Source organism: Helicobacter sp. MIT 03-1616 (assembly GCF_000765685.2).
In the GTDB taxonomy this organism is placed as follows: Bacteria; Campylobacterota; Campylobacteria; order Campylobacterales; family Helicobacteraceae; genus Helicobacter_C; species Helicobacter_C typhlonius.
The window spans coordinates 37732-54711 of the sequence record NZ_JROY02000013.1 but is presented as its reverse complement, the minus strand read 5'-3'; the positions used below and the strand labels follow the sequence as shown (position 1 = coordinate 54711).

Below are 16980 nucleotides of genomic sequence, written 5' to 3'. Positions count from 1 at the left end.
CTATTCCTAATCTCTTGTCTTTACCACAAAGTTGCGTGGTGCTAGACATCAAAGGGGAGCTTTATCAAAAAACAGCAGGATACAGACAGCAAAAGCTTGCACTTCTTTGCCTGTGCCTGCAATTACATCGGCAAGACCTTTCGCACCTGTTACAGCGCCTTGCCCAGCACGAGAATGCCATCGTATCTCAAGCATTGTATCTCCTTTCTTTCAATAGATTTAAATGTGATTTTAACGAGAATTTGCTTAAATTAGTATCATTTTGAAACAATCTTGATAAAGATACCTTAACACAAAATTATCTTTCCTTGTTTTATCATTCTAGCACGATTAATAAGCGCATAGAGGGCTGTATCCTCATCACTAAATACTTCTTCAAAAGTTTCACTATATCTATCTCCCTCAAACTCAATACTCCTCCACTCTATCACTTCTGCTTTAGAATCTGTGATAAAAAAATATATTTATCTCTTTGTTTATCGTGCTTAATACCCGCACATAAGGGCTTCAAAGCCTCATTGTCCCAAATGACTTGCAAACGTTCCTCTTTGATGACTTGTAAAGCGAGTTCTTTTCTATCATCACCGCTCAAGTCTATTTCATTATCATAATATTTACGCCAATAATTCATTTGCAGCATTTTATCGATTGCTTCTCTTTCATAATCAAAGGCATATTCACGCTCGACACAGCCTCGTTCTCCAATGTAAAGCACCTCGAATTTATTACTTTTAGAATCAAACCACATAGTAAGATGAAATTCTCCTACGTGCTCATAAGAAGGATACCAATCTGTATAAATTAACTGCTCCTCTTTGATGATTAGCTCCGCTTGTTCTCTTGTCATTGTTTTTCCTTTGACTGGGCATTTTCTTGCACAAAAACTATTTCAAAGCTCTTGCAATACAAAGTAATGGATTCCAAATCTTCATCAAAATATAGGCTAAGGAGCATTTCATCATCTTTTTCAATATAGCCTGTCATATTGTCCCAATTCGTCCTTACTAAATCTATAAAATGAGCTTGACATTTCCCTAAATCCTCACAATACGCGCATAAGTGTAATAACTTACAATCCCAAAAAGTCATTTTTACATCGCATATATTTGTTTTATTTGATTTGAAAAACAGCTCCAAAGTCTTTGCGCTGTTTGTGATTTTATACAAGCAAAAATCATTGCGCAAGTCAATGTTTGCACCCTCTAACTCAAACTCTCTTTGAAAGGGGATTCCGTGTTTTATATTCTTAAACTTCATTTTCTTTCTCCTTTTAGAGGATTCCCAAAAGCCCCGTGATTTATTTGCCTTTTGCCTTGGATTCCACAAAGCTTTGCAAATCTTGCCTTAATTCCTCGTCATTAAGATAATTCAAAATCTGCTCATCAGTCCTTGCCATATAAAAAGTATTGCAATCGTAGTCTAAATACATCTTTTTGGCTTGAGATACTCATATAATATTATTCTCCAAAGAATAAATCAAAATATCAAATATTTCTACTTCCTCATTATCATATTCTATAGAAATCTTACGTTCTTCATTAGTTCTTGGGTCATTTTTTAAAATCTTAAGTGCTTGTTCTTTTTGGTTTAACTCTATAAGAAGTAAAATTTGCATTAGGGTTCTATCTTTCCAAAACACATCTTTATTATTTTCATATTTATAAACAAAATCATAAAGTCCTTGTATCGTGCTAGATGTGTCGACTTTAAAGGCTTCCAAAAGAGATTCTATGCTCTCCTTGTAGGCACTCAAAAAATTATGATAAGAATCACTAGGCATATCATCTAAAGCAAATTCCTGCAATTCTTGCATATTGGAAAATTCCATACTTTTAAAAGAATAAGGAAAAGACCTTACGCCATATTCATTTAAGATTTTAAAGTCCAAATCAGGCTCATCAAGCTCTAGGCTAGAGCATAGAATCTCATCGCTTTTTATGGATTTCACCCTAAAAGAAACATCAAGACTTATGCAATCTTCCTCTTGCTCTAAATAATGTTCAAAAGTAAAAAGTAAATTATCAAAAACACCAAAAGTTATAAATTCCTCTGTTTTTAAGCCATATTGTGCTGAAAATTTGTCTAGCTTTTTGCAAAAATTTATAACAATTTCATCTAATATCTTCTGCTGTATCATCTCAAATCCTTTATTAAATCTAAAATTATTGATAAAGACTATCCTCTGTCTTACAATCCTTTTAATCCCAAGCCCTCAAGCTCTTTTAAACTCATAGCTTTTATTAAGATTCTCTCTTCTGATTGCATTAAAGCATAATCTTGTAATTTCTCTAAAGCTTCCTTGTATTCTAAATATCCTAAAGGTTTATTTTCGCTAATACTAAAAAAGCTTATTCTCCACTCTGCTTCCTCATCATCTTCTAGTTCAAAGTTTTCCCAAGGTTCTTTAAAGAGAATCGTATCGGTATCTTCACTTAAAGTGAAACTTACCATTAAACCTTCGGGTGTTTCATAGAGTTTGGGCATAGATTCAAATGCTTATTCCCAACGCCTTTGCAATTTTGCTAAATCTTCCATTGTGTCTTCCTCTTTAAAATTTATTTTTTAAGCTTTAATGCAACAAACAAGATTCTATATCAAATCATTTAGTATTGATTTTATATTTTTATCCTTAGAGCCTTACTTCATTCCCAGCTTAATTCCAAATCCAAACCTAGCTCTTTGCCTAGCACTTCAAAGTATGTTAAAGGCTTATGATTTCTTAGCCAAGTATGCAGTGCCTCCTCATCATCTAAATCGCCTTCATAGCCAAACTCATCAGCTTCTTTGTAAGCTTCATACCACCAGTCATCGTGTGTATCTTGCAGCATTTCTTTTGTAAATTCTAATGCCTCATTGCAGGGATTTAAATCCCTCATCGCATAGACAATCTTAAAGCTTTCCTCACATTTTTCTTTCAAAGATTCCTCACTCAAATCCTCATCATCAAGTGCTATGCAATCTAAAATTTTGCCAACCGCCATAGCATAATGACTTGCACCCTCTTCACACAAATATTGCTCCCTTGCAAGTTCGCTCTCCGCTTGTTTTGCACTTACTACACCATTTGCGTCTGCTCCATTAGCGATTGCCTCTTGAAATAAATCAAAATCTGAAAGCATAATTGCCTTAAAAAGCATATCATAAGCACCCTCTCTGTCTGTGCTATCTACCTCTTTATTACCCATTTGTCTTTTTGCTTTGCCTCTTTTGTGTAGTATTTGAGAATCTACCCTATTTTTTAGAGAATCTTCATATTTTAAAATATCCTCATAAAAGAGTGTTTGCTCTCCAGATTGTAGAGATTTTTTAAGTTTTTCTATGGTTGCATTATAGGCTTCATCATAGTTTTGCTGATTTTGCACCCTCTCATAAGAAAGTAATTGCCAATCATAATTGGTAGCTTCCCCACCTATGAAAAGTTCCTCATATTGAGGCAAAATCCACTCATCAAGTTCGGATTCTTGCACGAGACTTTGCAAAGCCCTTATTTGCACCGTGCCATCTGTATAATAGGCAGACCTAAGAATCGCACAAAGTTCTTGTAGGATTTTGGTTGTAGGAAGTGAAAGCACAAAGGCTTCTTTTTGCTCATCACTTATGGAATATTTTTCATCATAAAGTTTAGAATCTTTGTTTTTTCGCAATGCTTGATAGAGATTGTATCTTTGCAGCTGTGATGAAATATACCATTGTGCGGCATTTTCCGCTTGTTCCACAAGCTCCCATTCTACCTCTGCTCCAGCTCTTATAAGATTCAAAAACAAAGTGCGATTCGCTCCTTTAAGTAATTGTTTAGATTCCCCACTCAAAAATCTTAAACTCTTTGGTAAGCTTAACGGGAGAAAACTCTCTACAAAAATAACGCTCTTTTTATCCTCTAGTATATTGCGCAAGTTTTGCGTATATTCTACCTCTAATTCCTCCTCAAAATGTTCAATGGCAATGACAAAATTCTTAATCAAGGAGTTGAGCTCTTTTTGGTAATTTTGAAAGTCTTTTGGTGTGAGTTTTGCATACTCCTCATTTGAGAGTTTGAAAACTGCAATAAACGCATTTTGCTTCTCTTTTTGCAGATACATTTCCTTATGCTCACTGCTTACTTCATCGTATTCTTCAATATCTTGCTCCATTGCATTACTTGCATTTCTTACCGATTGTATAATGGCTTTTGTCATATCAAAGGATTTTATATGAAAAGAATCTGCCTTGAAGTCCCAATTCTGCTCTTTATTGTCGTCTTTTTCATTATCTTGCATAGATTCTGCTTGTTCTTTTGGTTCTAATAAATTTACACCATAAAGCGATTCCGCATAAATTTCCTCCTCTTCTCCTAGTGTATCAAGCAGGGCTAGATAAGGGTCAGTAAAAAAATTATTATCAACATCTACTCCATTAGAATCGTATTCATCGCTAAAAAACAGCACTTGTAGCTTTTTGCCATTATCTTTGACTAGCGCACTAAAGGGTGCATTAAAGCTAGTCGTATTGACAAAAGCCAACATATCATCATCAAAATACTCACTTAAAGCCCTTAATGCCTTTTGTGCTTGTTCCTTATTGTATTCACATTCGCTACTATCAATGCCACTTGATACGCCTCGCTCTATATAGCCAAAGATATTTTGCTCCCTTTTATCTTTAAGCCTTTCTCTTATATCAAGTGAGTTAATGCTACCCATATGAAAGTATATATCCCCACTATATCGCGTGATAAAGTTATCATACAAAAGCAGACAACTCTTACCACTTAAGCTTTTTGCCTGTGGATAAGGGTTAGCATTTTCAAAGAGATTCCAGATTTCAAGACTTAAATCATATATATTATTTATCGTTTCATTAGCAAGAATGACATCAATAAGCTCTCCGCTTTCTTTTTCTAGCACAATCAACCCATAATCAGCCTTTGCTTGTGTGATAAATGCAAAGCTTCTTTTAAAATTCTCATTTATATTTTCATCATAAAAACTGATATTAAACGCGTCCAAAACAGCTTTAATGTCTTTTTTCTTAATTTTACAATCCAAGCCAAAGAAAAGAGCGATATTTGGGATTCTCCCGCTCTTTTTGCTTTGCATAAAAAGAAAATCAAGCAAAGTCCTTTTGTTGTGGATTATTGTGTGGTAAATAGAGTTTGGGTCGCTCACTACTTGCTTTAAGTTTAATGTATCTTTCACTAAGCTTTCTTGCCCTTGTTCCTCTGGAAATGTTATCTCAATAGACTCATCACTCCTATCTTGCGCCTCTATCCTTATGGCTTTTTCTTTTGCTCTTTTCGTTGTATGTGCCTCTTTGTTAGATTCTTTATTCTTTTGATTTACTTTGGCTTTTATCATCATAGGAAAGACAAATTTTGCGCAAATCAGCCCCAAAATAAAAATGATAAGCGCAATACTTGTATGGCTTAACTCAAATACATTGACAATCAAAAAGAAACTTGCACAAGCAAGCACAAGAAGCACGGCTGTCAAAACAATAGATTCTAATCGCAAACTTTCTCCTCTTAAACCTTTTGAAACTCTTTGATATGAAAGCGCGCTTCTGCAAAATTTGTGTTTTCATTTAGCATTGTATAAAATTCGTTAGGGATTTACAAGGTTCAATGCAATTTTTAGAATCTTTTGTCTGCGGATTCAACGCCTGAACTTGATTGCAAAAAAACAATATAATGTGCCACGCAAGAATGATTCAAGGGAGAAAAAATGAAACAACTTAAAGACATCAAAGCAGTTTGTGATTTTATAAAAGAAGGACCCAGCTCAGAGAAGTTTGGCTCTTATGTAGAGCATTTGCAACAAGCGTTGGAGGACTTAAAGCAAATCCTTGAAAGCAAGAAAAATAAGAAAATCAGCGATAAAGATTTAGCTAGAGTGCTTAAATGTATAAACAATACAAAATACTTTGTGGAGATAGAAGAAAGAACCACCGGAACAAGGAGTGCGCTTGCCTGTGCGCCTTTAGAGCTTGTAGAATTTATTATCCAAAACGCACAGGATAAAGACTTTTTGCTTTCGCAAAAGGGTGGCAAAAAAAGCCATGATTTTTTAGCAAGTGCCTTAAATGGTGGCAGGGTAGATATTGCAGAACTTCTTATTAAAAATGGCGTGGAATTTAAGCAAGATTATCTTAAGGAACTAAGATATGCTTGGAGTGATATACTTGACATTGAGGCGCAAACGAAAAAATTTGAGTGTTTAGGGATAAAAAAGGGAGAGACTTTAAAAAAGATATGGGATTTGCTAAGCCCTTTTAGTATTGGTGAAATTTACACCGAGGCGTTTTCTTATTACAATGCGGTGCATAATTACAGAGACACTTTTACAGGAGCGCAGCAAGTTTTTATCTACGCACTTAAAAACAAGCTTTTTAGCGAGGAAGTGCTAGATAATAGCTTCTTTGCTTTGCCAAAAGCGGGGCTAAGTTTGTTTTTAAACGCAAAAGACCTTAAAGGGCTTAGCAACGATGATGTATATACCAAGCCAGAGGGAGAAATCGTACCTTTTGTCTTTGCGATGTTTGAGGATAAAACCTTAGAAGTGCTAGAATACGCACTCTTTCTTGGGCTTCACAAGGGCAGAAAAAACGCGCAGGGCAAGGACTTTGAGAGTTTTTTGCAAGGCAAGATTGAGGAGTATAAAATCCTCACTACAAAGGGAAACAAGTATGGCACGATATTTGAAGAGGACGAGTGGGATTTGGCTTATTTTCTTTCTTTGCAAAAATTTATGCAAGGTTTAGAAAGCCTTGAAAAAGGTGAAGCGGTTGTGGTAGATGATGAGACTTCCAAGATGTTTGCGAGGATTGAGGAAATCCCGCGAAATCTCTTAGTATAAGATTGTAAGGCTTTAAGCAAAGGGCATTCTCCATTTTCGCCTTTAATGTTTATCTCATAGCAAGATATTTGCGCAGGATAATCTTTAAAATATCCTTTAGCTTTGCCAAGTCGTTTTGGTCTATTGAAACTAGATTTTCTCGCTTCTCCTTTTACTCAAAGTTATTTAACTTAATATCTAAGTAAAATATATAAGTGATATAAGCTAAAATTGATACAATACTGCTTTTGGAACTTAATTTCTATAAACTTTATTTTTAAGGAATAGTATGTCTCACACTTCAAGCAAAAAGCGCGTTTTTTCAGGCATTCAACCCACAGGCAATATTCATTTAGGCAATTATTTAGGTGCAGTGCGGCATTGGGTAGATTCACAAGAGCAGTATGAAAATATCTTTTGTGTAGTCAATTCTCACGCTATTACGATACGACAAAACCCACAAGAATTACAAAACAAAACTTATGAGCTTGCAGGCATTCTCCTTGCTTGTGGGATTGATACGAAAAAATCACATCTTTTTATTCAAAGTCAAATTGATGAACACGCCGCACTAGCGTGGATTTTAGATTGCAATATCCCTATGGGCGATATGAGCCGAATGACGCAGTTTAAAGACAAATCAAATAAGAATCCAAAAAATATTAATGTCGGCTTATTTAATTATCCTGCACTTATGGCGGCAGATATTTTGCTCTACCAAGCCGATTTTGTGCCTGTGGGTGAAGACCAAAAGCAGCATTTAGAGCTTACACGCGATGTTGCAATGCGATTTAATCGCGATTTTGGAGAATGCTTCAATATCCCAGAACCGATGATACCTCAAGTTGGTGCGCGTGTAATGGGGCTTGATAGTCCAGAATCTAAGATGAGTAAATCCGCTCAAGGCGAGAATCACGCGATATTCTTGCTTGATAGCCCTGATGTGATTACGCGCAAATGTAAAAAAGCCGTTACAGATTCTCAAAGCAACATTGTTTTTGATGAATCTCGTGCAGGGCTATATAATTTGCTTTGCATTTATGAGATTTTTACCCAAAAAAGCCGCAAAAGCATTGAGGCAGAATTTGAAGGCAAAGGCTATGGACATTTAAAAATGGCTCTTGCGGAAGTCATTATAGAATCTCTGCGTCCTATCCAAGAATCCTATGCCAAAATCAGCCAAGATAAAGCCTATATCCAATCTGTGCTTACAAAAAGTGCAGATTCTATCCGCCCTATCGCAAAAGCCACTTATGAGAATGCAAAAAGATTAGTGGGGCTTGTATGAGGATTTTTGTTTATTTCCTCTGCTCCCTATGCTTCATAAGCTGTTCGCAAAAAAACAAAGAGGATTTAAAGCAACATTCCATAACAACCATAATAGATAGAGATTCCGCCCAAAATCTAACACAAAAGCCCTTGCAATCAACAAGCAATCTGCAATTAGAAAAAGCTTTTTTTGCCGCCATTACGCAATCAAAAAATTTGCAGGAACTCAAAGCAATAATAAAGCAGGGGGTAAATCTCCACGCATTAGATTCATCAAATATATGTGCTGTGGGAAAGGCAGCGTGGGCTGGGAGTGAGGAGATTTTAACCTATTTGCTTTCACTTGGACTAAGCCCCGATGGCGAGGAGGGGCAGTCGTGGTCTCCACTTCTTATTGCTAAAGATTTTGATATTGCAAAAATCCTCATAGAATCTGGTGCAGATATTAATCAAAGTAATGGAGATTTAACGCCTATTGAGCGGTATTTTGAGCATTTGCCCTATATGCTTTCAAAAGGAGCAGATATTCATCTTATGGGTAAGGCAAATGCTCTTTTTCTTGCTGCAAATAATGAGCAAACTTTTACCCTTGTGAAAAAGCTTTTGCCTATTGATAGTTACCAAGAAGCCTATAATGACACACTTTTTTTAACCTTACGAGCAGGAGAAGAATATCCTTATAATCTTAGCTTTCAGCTCTCACTGCCTATCGATAATAATGATGAAGAAGCTAAAAAGGCAAGAATATCTTTGATACAAAACCAAGAAACTAAAATACACAGACTTAAAAATGCAGGAGCGACAATAACACCGCTTTTAGAGCAATTTGCAAATCAATATGATGCTGCCCAAGCAAACATTGAGATATTAGACTTTAATATTAGAGATGATTCAGATGCAAATAAAAGAGATTTTAATGCAAATTGTGATTTTAAAACGCAAAACTTTAGTAAAGAAGATATTGCGCAATTTTTTAATAATGCTAGTGTGCAAAATTCAGGAGGAAATTATCAATTATTATTTGGTGGCTTTTCTTGTGAGATAAAAGGCACACTCAAAGCTTATGGGGAAGTATGGGATTTTGACTTATATCCCGATGGCAGGGGAATTTGGTATAGTCCTAAAGGCAAAAGGGTTAATGATGGCATATTTAAAACATATTTTTTCTGCGATAAACCCAAATGTAAGCCCTGTATCATAGACCAACACGATGAATACTCATCTTTTAGTGATGAAGAGTTACGAATTCTTGCTAAAACAACAAGTTGTAGAGCAAGAGATGAGCTAGAATATCGCAAAAGCAAATCCCAATGAGCGCAAATTCATAGAATCCTTAAAGAACACAGAGTAAATTTATTTTAAAAACTTTGGCATTTGTTAAAGAAAGATTCACTTATGCTATAATCGCCACATTTTGATTCTATAAATTAAAGCATTAAAGGAGTATTGATGAGTAGAGTAAGCATAGATAAACAAGCGGTAGCAGAGTTTTTTAGATTCTGTGATGAAAATGAAGTAGAATTTATTGATTTCCGTTTTAGTGACATTAAAGGCGTATGGCATCATTTGAGCTTTTCTCGCAATGCAATTAACGAAGAAATCTTTGAGGGCATACCTTTTGATGGTAGCTCTATCCCTGCTTGGCAGCCCGTAGATAAATCCGATATGATGCTTATCCCTGAACCTGTGCGGTATTTCATTGACCCATTTACTGCTGATACCACTGCGGTAGTCTTTTGCGATATTTGGGATATTTATAAAAATGAGCCTTATGAGAAATGTCCGCGTAGTATTGTCAAACGCGCAATGAAATATCTTAAAGAAAGCGGTATTGGCGATGTCGCCTACTATGGACCAGAGAATGAGTTTTTTGTATTTGATTCTATTAAGATTAAAGATTCTGTGAATTGTCAATATTATGAGATAGATTCCGAAGAGGGCGAATGGAATCGTGCGCGTGAGTTTGAAGGCGGTGTAAATATGGGGCATCGTCCCGGCACAAAAGGTGGGTATTTTCCTGTGCCACCTGTAGATTCTATGGTGGATTTACGCGCTGAAATCGTCAAAGTGCTTAATCAAGTAGGATTAGAAACTTTCGTGCTTCACCACGAAGTCGCACAAGGGCAAAATGAAATTGGCGTAAAGTTTGGCGATATGCTTGAAGCGGCGGATAATGTGCAAAAGCTTAAATATGTTGTCAAAATGGTCGCCCACCTCAATGGCAAAACTGCAACCTTTATGCCAAAGCCACTCTATGGCGATAATGGCAGCGGAATGCACGTGCATATCAGCATTTGGAAAGACGGACATAATCTCTTTGCAGGAGAGGCATATCAAGGCTTAAGCGAAATGGCATTGCATTTCTTAGGCGGTGTGCTTAAACACGCACGCGCATTAGCCGCCTTTACAAATCCTAGCACAAATTCATATAAGCGTCTCATTCCGGGCTTTGAAGCACCAAGTATCCTCACTTATTCCGCACAAAACCGCTCTGCAAGTATCAGAATCCCATATAATAGCGGCGAGAAAGCAAAACGAATGGAATTTAGATTCCCAGATAGCTCTGCAAATCCTTATCTTGCATTTGCAAGCCTCTTACTCGCAGGAATTGATGGGATAAAAAACAAAATTGACCCGGGCGCGCCTATGGAAATCAATCTTTTTGAGCTTACTTTAGATGAAATTCGCGAAAAAGGCATTAAACAACTACCACACACTTTGCGCCACGCTATTGAGGAAATGCTTGTTGATAAAGCATATCTTAAAGAAGGCGGTGTATTTAGTGAAGAATTTATCCAAACTTATAAAGCATATAAGTTTGAAACAGAGATTTGGCCTTGGGAGGCACGCCCTCACCCATTTGAGTTCCTTACTACTTATAGTTGCTAGATTCTAGTGTAGGCAATGCTACTTAAGAACAGCATTGCCCCGTGCTTAGAGTATATAGAATCTTGTTTGTAAATCTTGCGCTTAGAATCTACCTTGTTTTAGTTTGCGCGTTGCAATTCGCGTGAATAGCAAGATTTACAATATATAAATACCTTAAGATTAATTTTTTATCACATTTTCTTTGTCTTTACAATATTTTTCTTGATAGGAAAGCAGTCGGCGACTCTTTTTGTTGAGCTGATAGTCTTTGTCATATTTTTTACGCACGATTTCTTCAATAATCGCAAGTTCGTGTTCTGATTTATCCTCAAATAAATCAAGCACAAGTGCGTAGAGCTGGATATTTATAGAGATACACTCTAGTGCCTTATGACGTTCTTGTAGAAAAAGTTGTTCGTCTTTGTCATATTTTTTGAGCTTAATCACAATATGACTAAAAACGCGCTGGATAAGGTGGGGCTTGAGATAGAGTGCTAAAATCTTTGGTAAATCATCAAGCAGAGTATCGAGCCGTTCTTTTTGCATAAAGAGTATAACGGGCAAGATCATAATAATATACTCTGTGTTTTTGTCTGCCGAGCGAGATTCTAGCTTGAGCCATAACTTCTCTAAAAAGCTGTATTGATATGAATCTAAAGTCATTTTTGCCCTGCCTCATTAATGTGTATCATCGTAAATCTGTGTGCCAATACCCTGCGATGTGAAAAGCTCTAAAAGCAAAGAATGCTCCACGCGTCCGTCTATGATATGTGCCTTTTCCACACCATTTTTCACGCAATCCACACAAGCTTCGAGTTTTGGAATCATTCCACCGCTTATTACTCCCTCTTTTTCAAGTGCCCTAATGCTTTTTGGTGTGAGTGTAGAAATCAATTCTTTGTTTGCATCAAGCACCCCGGCAATATCGCTTAGAAAAATTACCTTTTCTGCTTTCAAAGCTTTTGCGATATGGCACGCGGCAAGATCGGCATTGATATTATAGCCCAAATGCCCCGCACCTTCGCCTGTTGCAATAGGTGCAATCACGGGCACAAAACTATTGTCAATAACTTGCAGTAAAAACTCGGGATTGACTTGTGTAATGTCGCCTGTGTAGCCAAGCGCACCATCATCTTTCGCCACCGCTTGGAGTAAATGAGCGTCTTTGCCACTTATACCCACCGCCTTTGCTCCGTGGAAGTTTAAAAACGCGGTCAATTCTTTATTGATCTCGCCACTTAGCACCATTTCCACTACACGCATAGAATCCGCGCAAGTTACACGATAGCCGTCTTTAAACGAGCTTTGTATCCCCATAGTATCAAGCACTTCATTAATGCGTTTGCCCCCGCCGTGGATAATCACAGGCTTAAGCCCGAGCATATACATAATGACAATATCTAAAGCAAATTTTTCTTTGAGTTCTGGGCTGCTTTGGGCTGCGCCGCCATATTTAATTACGATAATCTTGCCACGAAAGATTCTAATAAATGGGAGAGAATCTAGCAATATTTTCACAACCCTAGTATTTTTTTGCATAAAATAACCCCTATTGAAAAAGTGAGATGCTATTATATCTCAAATTTTATTCAAAGGACTAAGATATGAAAATTGTTATACTTGATGCAGATACTCTAGGTGAATGCAACTTAGGTGCGATTAACGCTCTAGGAGAGGTTACAAGCTATGGTTTTAGCGCACCAAATGAAGTCTTAAATCGTTGCAAAGGCGCGGAGGTGGTGCTTACAAATAAAGTCGTGCTTGATGAGACGATTTTATCGCAACTTAGTGATTTGAAGCTCATTTGTATTACCGCCACAGGTATGAATAATGTTGATTTGGACTTTGCGGCAAAAAAGGGCATTATCGTTAAAAATGTCGCCGGATACTCGACAGATTCAGTAGCGCAGCATACCTTGAGTATTGCGCTGTCTCTTTTGGCGCGACTTAATTACTATGATGAGTATTGTAAAAGTGGTGCGTGGAGCAAAAGCCCCATTTTCGTGCATATCAATGGCGGATTAAGGGAGATTAAGGATCTAAAATGGGGAATTATTGGTTTTGGTAGTATAGGGCAGCGCGTGGCGCATTTGGCACGAGCCTTTGACGCGCAGGTGAGTTATTACTCTACAAGTGGGAAAAATACACAGAGTGATTATGAGCGTAAAAGTTTAGAATCTTTGCTTTCAGGTAGCGATATTATCTCTATCCACGCCCCGCTTAATCCTCAAACAAAAAATCTCTTAAACCGCACAAATTTACATCTCCTTAAAGATGGCGCATTACTCATTAATGTTGGGCGAGGCGGGATTGTGAATGAGGAGGACATAGCCGAGATTCTAAAAAGTAAAGATATGTATTTTGGCGCAGATGTGCTAGAGACTGAACCAATGAGGGTAAATCACCCATTTTTGAATCCTAGCATTACTCATAAGCTCCTCCTTACGCCACATACCGCGTGGGCGTATGATAAGGCAAGGGAGCGTTTAATCGCACTTACAGCAAAAAATATACAAGATTATGTAGAGCAAAAAAACCTTTAGTTTTGTGGCTTCTGGGTGTTTTGATTGAGCTTATGTTTTTGTGGCAACAAAAAAATCAAGCCTGTGTTTTACTTTATAGAATCTAAGATATAGATTCTATAATTTATATCTAGGATTTTAGAATCTGTGGCGGGGATAAATGTGCAGGGTAGCAAGTATTGCAGGGCAAGGGCAAATCATCAATAAGGGGTGCAAAATTGCAGGGCAAAAAACTTTTTTTTATCTTTATATTACTTTTTATCGCGGTGCTTTGTGCTTTTGTGCTGACTTTTAAGCCAGAGAGGATTAGCCAAGAGGTGCTTGATTTGTTTCCGCAAAATGAAAGCAAAACTCTCATTGAGGCGCATAGGTATTTTGCAAGTTCAAAATATGTGCCACTCGCCATTAAAGGCTTTGATGAAAATGCACTCACAGAGCTAAAGGAGATTGAAAAATACCTTTTAGCCTTGCCTAATGTCGCTTCTATTGTTGCCTATGATGTGGGGGCTAAGGCGCAACTCTATGATTTTTTGACGCATAATGAAAAGTATTTGCTTTCATTCAAGCAAGATTCTAAAGCTGTAAGCACAGATGCTAATAATATTTTTGCACCACTTTTGCACCACTTTGCTAATCCCTCAAGCAATTCTTACAATCAACACACTCTGCAAGATACAGCAAAAAATATAGAATCTAGCCAAGATATACCAAAGCATTTAGAGGCTAAGGACTATGGGCTAATGCTTTTTGTAGAGCTAGAGAGTCTCGAGGATAGCGCATTGCAAGGCACATTAGAAGCATTCAAGAATCTTGCAAAGACTTATCCCACTTTGGTGTATTTTTCGCCAGATTTTATGCGTGTAGAGAATTTGCATTTGATTTTGCAGGAGGTCAATTTCCTCTTGAGCTTTGCCTCGCTCGTTTTTATTGTGCTATATTTTGTGATTATTCGCATACCTTTTCTTACATTTTGCACCATTTTGACACTGATTTTTTCAAATACAATAGCGATTTTGCTCACACTTTGTGTGTATCCTAAGGTTACAATTATGGCACTAAGCTTTGGTATGGGGATTTCAAACATTGCCATTGACTATATGATGCACCACCATTTTTTTGGTGCTTACACACATTCATCAAGTTTTGCAAATGCCTCACTGCCACGCCCAAGATTCAATAAAGCAGTATTTTATGGCTATCTCACCACAATGGTGGGCTTTGGCGTGTGCCTCTTTGTGCCTTTTCCGCTTTTGGCGCAACTTGCCCTTTATGCGATGATTTCACTTAGTGTTGCTTATGTGAGTTTTGCATTTATTTATCCATGCGTAGGCTTTAAAGAGCCTAGAATCTTTGCAAGTGTGGCGAAGATTCATAAGGGCATTGTGCCTAGCTTTGTGTTCCTTGTAATTTCACTTGCAGGGTTTATTTTTGTTTTTAACGCGCTTAAGCTTGATTTTGACTTATCAAAGCTTGATTATCAAAATACTACAATGCTAGAGCAAAAGGCATTTTTTGAATCTTTGGCAGATAAAAATCAAAAGCAAGTGCTTCTTTTTGCACAAGAAAAAGAGGGGCTTATGCTCTTTGTGCGCGGACTTTTGCAACATATAGGTGAGATAAAGTTTCATATCAATGAGGGCAACTCACAGCTTTCACAATATTATTATCTCGCCTCATTTTCACACACCCAGCTTGAGGCAATGCGCTCATTGCTTGATGATATTACGCACGGAGAATCTCCGGCATATCTATGGAATACACAAGAATTAGAATCTATCACAAAAGCTCATATTGCGTTTGATTCTCGCTCCTTGCAAGAGATTATGGACGGCTTAGCAGATGATATTTATAAGCCAATGCTAATTGTGCTGCTTAGCGCGTTTTGTATTATGCTTGTAAGTCTTGCTTTTAGCACGGGTAGGGCTTTTCTCCACGCGTGGGCTTTTGTGCTATTTCCACTGAGTATGGCTTTATGTGTTGTGGCAAGCCATAGCGGATTCAATATGATGCACCTTTTTGCATTACTTATTCTTGTTGTTGTGAGTGTGGATTATGGGATTTATGCAATAAAAGAGGGGGAAAATCCCCGATCTACTCACGCGATTTTATTCTCCGCACTCACTACCGGTATAAGCTTTGGGATACTTATTACTTCACAGACAAAGGCACTCAACTCCTTTGGCGAGGTGATTTTTACCGGTATGTGCTGTATGCTCATCCTCCTTATCACTGCGCGTTTAAGCCAAAAAGGCAAGGAGTAATGTTAGAATCCGCGCCTTATCTCACTACATAAAGGAAAATAAAGAAACAGAAAAAATCTCTAGGAAGAAAGATTTTGCGAGAGATATTGCGCCTTCTATACAAGCTTTGCTCTAGATTATGGACTTATGCAAAGGGTGGTAAGCCAATGAGTAAGGCGGAAATCGCACAAGATAAGGCAGACTACACGCGACTTAATGCAGATGAGCGTTTCAAGCTTGATAATGCGTGGGATTATCTTTGTTTAGAAGACAAATATGCCCAAAATGGCACATCTATTGATAAGCAATATTTTATACAAGATATATGGGGTGCGCAAAAGGTGCTAGAGTATAAGCCGAGTGTGCATTATGATGTGGGCTCTAGTGTAAATGGTTTTATCGCTCATCTCCTCGCACAAAAACAAAAGGTTGTTTTGTTTGATATTCGTCCTATGGATAATCAATTTGACACTCGCTTCTTAAAAGCGGGGGGGGGGGTAACCTATATCCAAGAAAATGCCACGCTTTTAGCGGGTATTGCGGATAATTCTATAGAATCTCTCTCGGCTTTATGTAGTGTGGAGCATTTTGGGCTTGGGAGATATGGAGACCCTATAGAGCCTGACGCGTGGGAGAAAGCACTCAAGTCATTTCAAAGAGTGTTAAAGTCTAAGGGTAGGTTATTTTTCAGTGTGCCAGTGGCGAGTGAAGATAGACTATGTTTTAATGCGCATAGAATCTACAAGCCACAAAGTATTATAGATGTGCTTGATGAAATGCAAATTATAGAAATGGGCTATATCCCCGATACACTTGATGTTGTAGAATGTATGAAGTGGGAAAATGAGAGTTTGCAAATAAACCAAAATGCAATAGCTTCTCTTCCTGCACCGCATAAGAGAAGCTATTGCACCGGGCTATTTGCCTTTGAAAAGAAGTAGTTATCTATCTTTTAGCTTAAGCTCTGTAATGAGCTTGGCATAGCGATCATATTGCGTTTTTTTAAGATAGCCAAGAAGTGATTTTCTCTGTCCTACGAGCTTCAAAAGTCCTAAGCGACTTGAGTGGTCCTTAGGATTTGCTTTCAAATGCTCTGTCAAATCCGCAATTCTTTGTGAGAGTAGCGCAATTTGCACTTCACTTGAGCCTGTATCTTTGCTGTCTCGTGCAAACTTCGCGATAATCTCTTTCTTTTTCGCCATATCTAAAGCCATTTGACCTCCTTGATTGGTATAAATTAAAGGACGCATTCTATCCTAAAAACCTAAAAAA

17 protein-coding genes and 2 pseudogenes are annotated in these 16980 nt (G+C 37.5%); 8 read left to right on the top strand and 11 right to left on the bottom strand.

Annotated elements, in window-relative coordinates; genetic code table 11:
- Positions 1-98, top strand: a pseudogene (locus LS67_RS10030) (type IV secretory system conjugative DNA transfer family protein); the annotation flags it as partial.
- Here the strand turns inward: LS67_RS10030 and porC are convergent.
- The 8 genes and pseudogenes from porC to LS67_RS08495 form a co-directional block, all read right to left on the bottom strand.
- Positions 88-195, bottom strand: a pseudogene (porC, locus tag LS67_RS10025) (pyruvate flavodoxin oxidoreductase subunit gamma); the annotation flags it as partial. The pseudogenes LS67_RS10030 and porC sit on opposite strands and share 11 nt — an antisense overlap.
- Positions 196-287: 92 nt before the next feature.
- Positions 288-431 carry a hypothetical protein gene (locus LS67_RS10020; RefSeq protein ID WP_231944832.1) on the bottom strand — a complete coding sequence of 48 codons (144 nt, stop codon included), beginning with the start codon at positions 429-431 and terminating at the stop codon, positions 288-290.
- Entirely contained in the window at positions 428-847 is a 420-nt protein-coding gene (locus tag LS67_RS08515; protein WP_236096379.1) for a hypothetical protein, read from the bottom strand. The genes LS67_RS10020 and LS67_RS08515 overlap by 4 nt, the downstream gene beginning before the upstream one ends.
- The gene (locus LS67_RS08510) at positions 844-1257 is read right to left on the bottom strand and encodes a hypothetical protein (protein ID WP_034325973.1); all 414 of its coding nucleotides are present in this window, start codon (positions 1255-1257) and stop codon (positions 844-846) included. The genes LS67_RS08515 and LS67_RS08510 overlap by 4 nt, the downstream gene beginning before the upstream one ends.
- A gap of 40 nt (positions 1258-1297) precedes the next feature.
- The gene (locus tag LS67_RS10145) at positions 1298-1429 is read right to left on the bottom strand and encodes a hypothetical protein (RefSeq protein WP_011115394.1); all 132 of its coding nucleotides are present in this window, start codon (positions 1427-1429) and stop codon (positions 1298-1300) included.
- A gap of 18 nt (positions 1430-1447) precedes the next feature.
- Positions 1448-2137 (bottom strand): hypothetical protein, encoded by a 690-nt coding sequence (locus LS67_RS08505; RefSeq protein WP_034325974.1) that lies wholly within the window; start codon positions 2135-2137, stop codon positions 1448-1450.
- A gap of 50 nt (positions 2138-2187) precedes the next feature.
- Complete coding sequence (locus LS67_RS08500) at positions 2188-2484, bottom strand: DUF4299 domain-containing protein (RefSeq protein ID WP_236096378.1); 297 nt, start codon at positions 2482-2484, stop codon at positions 2188-2190.
- A gap of 158 nt (positions 2485-2642) precedes the next feature.
- Entirely contained in the window at positions 2643-5489 is a 2847-nt protein-coding gene (locus LS67_RS08495; protein WP_034325976.1) for a hypothetical protein, read from the bottom strand.
- Positions 5490-5699: 210 nt separating this feature from the next.
- Here LS67_RS08495 and LS67_RS08490 point away from each other — a divergent pair, with 210 nt between their 5' ends.
- From LS67_RS08490 to glnA, 4 genes are all read left to right on the top strand, one after another.
- Complete coding sequence (locus LS67_RS08490) at positions 5700-6830, top strand: hypothetical protein (RefSeq protein WP_052099823.1); 1131 nt, start codon at positions 5700-5702, stop codon at positions 6828-6830.
- 268 nt (positions 6831-7098) lie between these two features.
- On the top strand, positions 7099-8097 hold the full coding sequence (gene trpS / locus LS67_RS08485) for a tryptophan--tRNA ligase (protein WP_034325977.1): 999 nt from the start codon (positions 7099-7101) through the stop codon (positions 8095-8097).
- Positions 8094-9392, top strand: coding sequence for an ankyrin repeat domain-containing protein (locus tag LS67_RS08480; RefSeq protein ID WP_034325978.1), 1299 nt, complete (start codon positions 8094-8096; stop codon positions 9390-9392). Before trpS ends, LS67_RS08480 begins: the two co-directional genes overlap by 4 nt.
- Positions 9393-9527: 135 nt before the next feature.
- Complete coding sequence (gene glnA / locus LS67_RS08475) at positions 9528-10967, top strand: type I glutamate--ammonia ligase (protein WP_034325979.1); 1440 nt, start codon at positions 9528-9530, stop codon at positions 10965-10967.
- Positions 10968-11126: 159 nt separating this feature from the next.
- Here glnA and LS67_RS08470 read toward each other — a convergent pair whose 3' ends face one another.
- Both LS67_RS08470 and argB read right to left on the bottom strand, forming a co-directional pair.
- The gene (locus tag LS67_RS08470) at positions 11127-11609 is read right to left on the bottom strand and encodes a hypothetical protein (RefSeq protein ID WP_034325980.1); all 483 of its coding nucleotides are present in this window, start codon (positions 11607-11609) and stop codon (positions 11127-11129) included.
- Between the two features lie 15 nt (positions 11610-11624).
- Positions 11625-12485 carry an acetylglutamate kinase gene (gene argB / locus LS67_RS08465; RefSeq protein ID WP_034325982.1) on the bottom strand — a complete coding sequence of 287 codons (861 nt, stop codon included), beginning with the start codon at positions 12483-12485 and terminating at the stop codon, positions 11625-11627.
- A gap of 65 nt (positions 12486-12550) precedes the next feature.
- Between argB and LS67_RS08460 the strand changes: the two genes are divergently transcribed.
- The 3 genes from LS67_RS08460 to LS67_RS08450 all read left to right on the top strand — a co-directional run bounded on the left by LS67_RS08460 (position 12551) and on the right by LS67_RS08450 (position 16649).
- Positions 12551-13489, top strand: a complete 939-nt coding sequence (locus tag LS67_RS08460; RefSeq protein WP_034325984.1) for a D-2-hydroxyacid dehydrogenase — start codon at positions 12551-12553, stop codon at positions 13487-13489.
- Positions 13490-13686: 197 nt separating this feature from the next.
- Positions 13687-15729 carry a hypothetical protein gene (locus LS67_RS08455; RefSeq protein ID WP_138109694.1) on the top strand — a complete coding sequence of 681 codons (2043 nt, stop codon included), beginning with the start codon at positions 13687-13689 and terminating at the stop codon, positions 15727-15729.
- Positions 15730-15875: 146 nt separating this feature from the next.
- Entirely contained in the window at positions 15876-16649 is a 774-nt protein-coding gene (locus LS67_RS08450; RefSeq protein ID WP_034325985.1) for a class I SAM-dependent methyltransferase, read from the top strand.
- Here LS67_RS08450 and rpsO read toward each other — a convergent pair whose 3' ends face one another.
- Entirely contained in the window at positions 16650-16922 is a 273-nt protein-coding gene (gene rpsO, locus LS67_RS08445) for a 30S ribosomal protein S15 (protein ID WP_034325986.1), read from the bottom strand. It abuts the gene before it with no gap.
- Positions 16923-16980 lie beyond the last annotated feature (58 nt).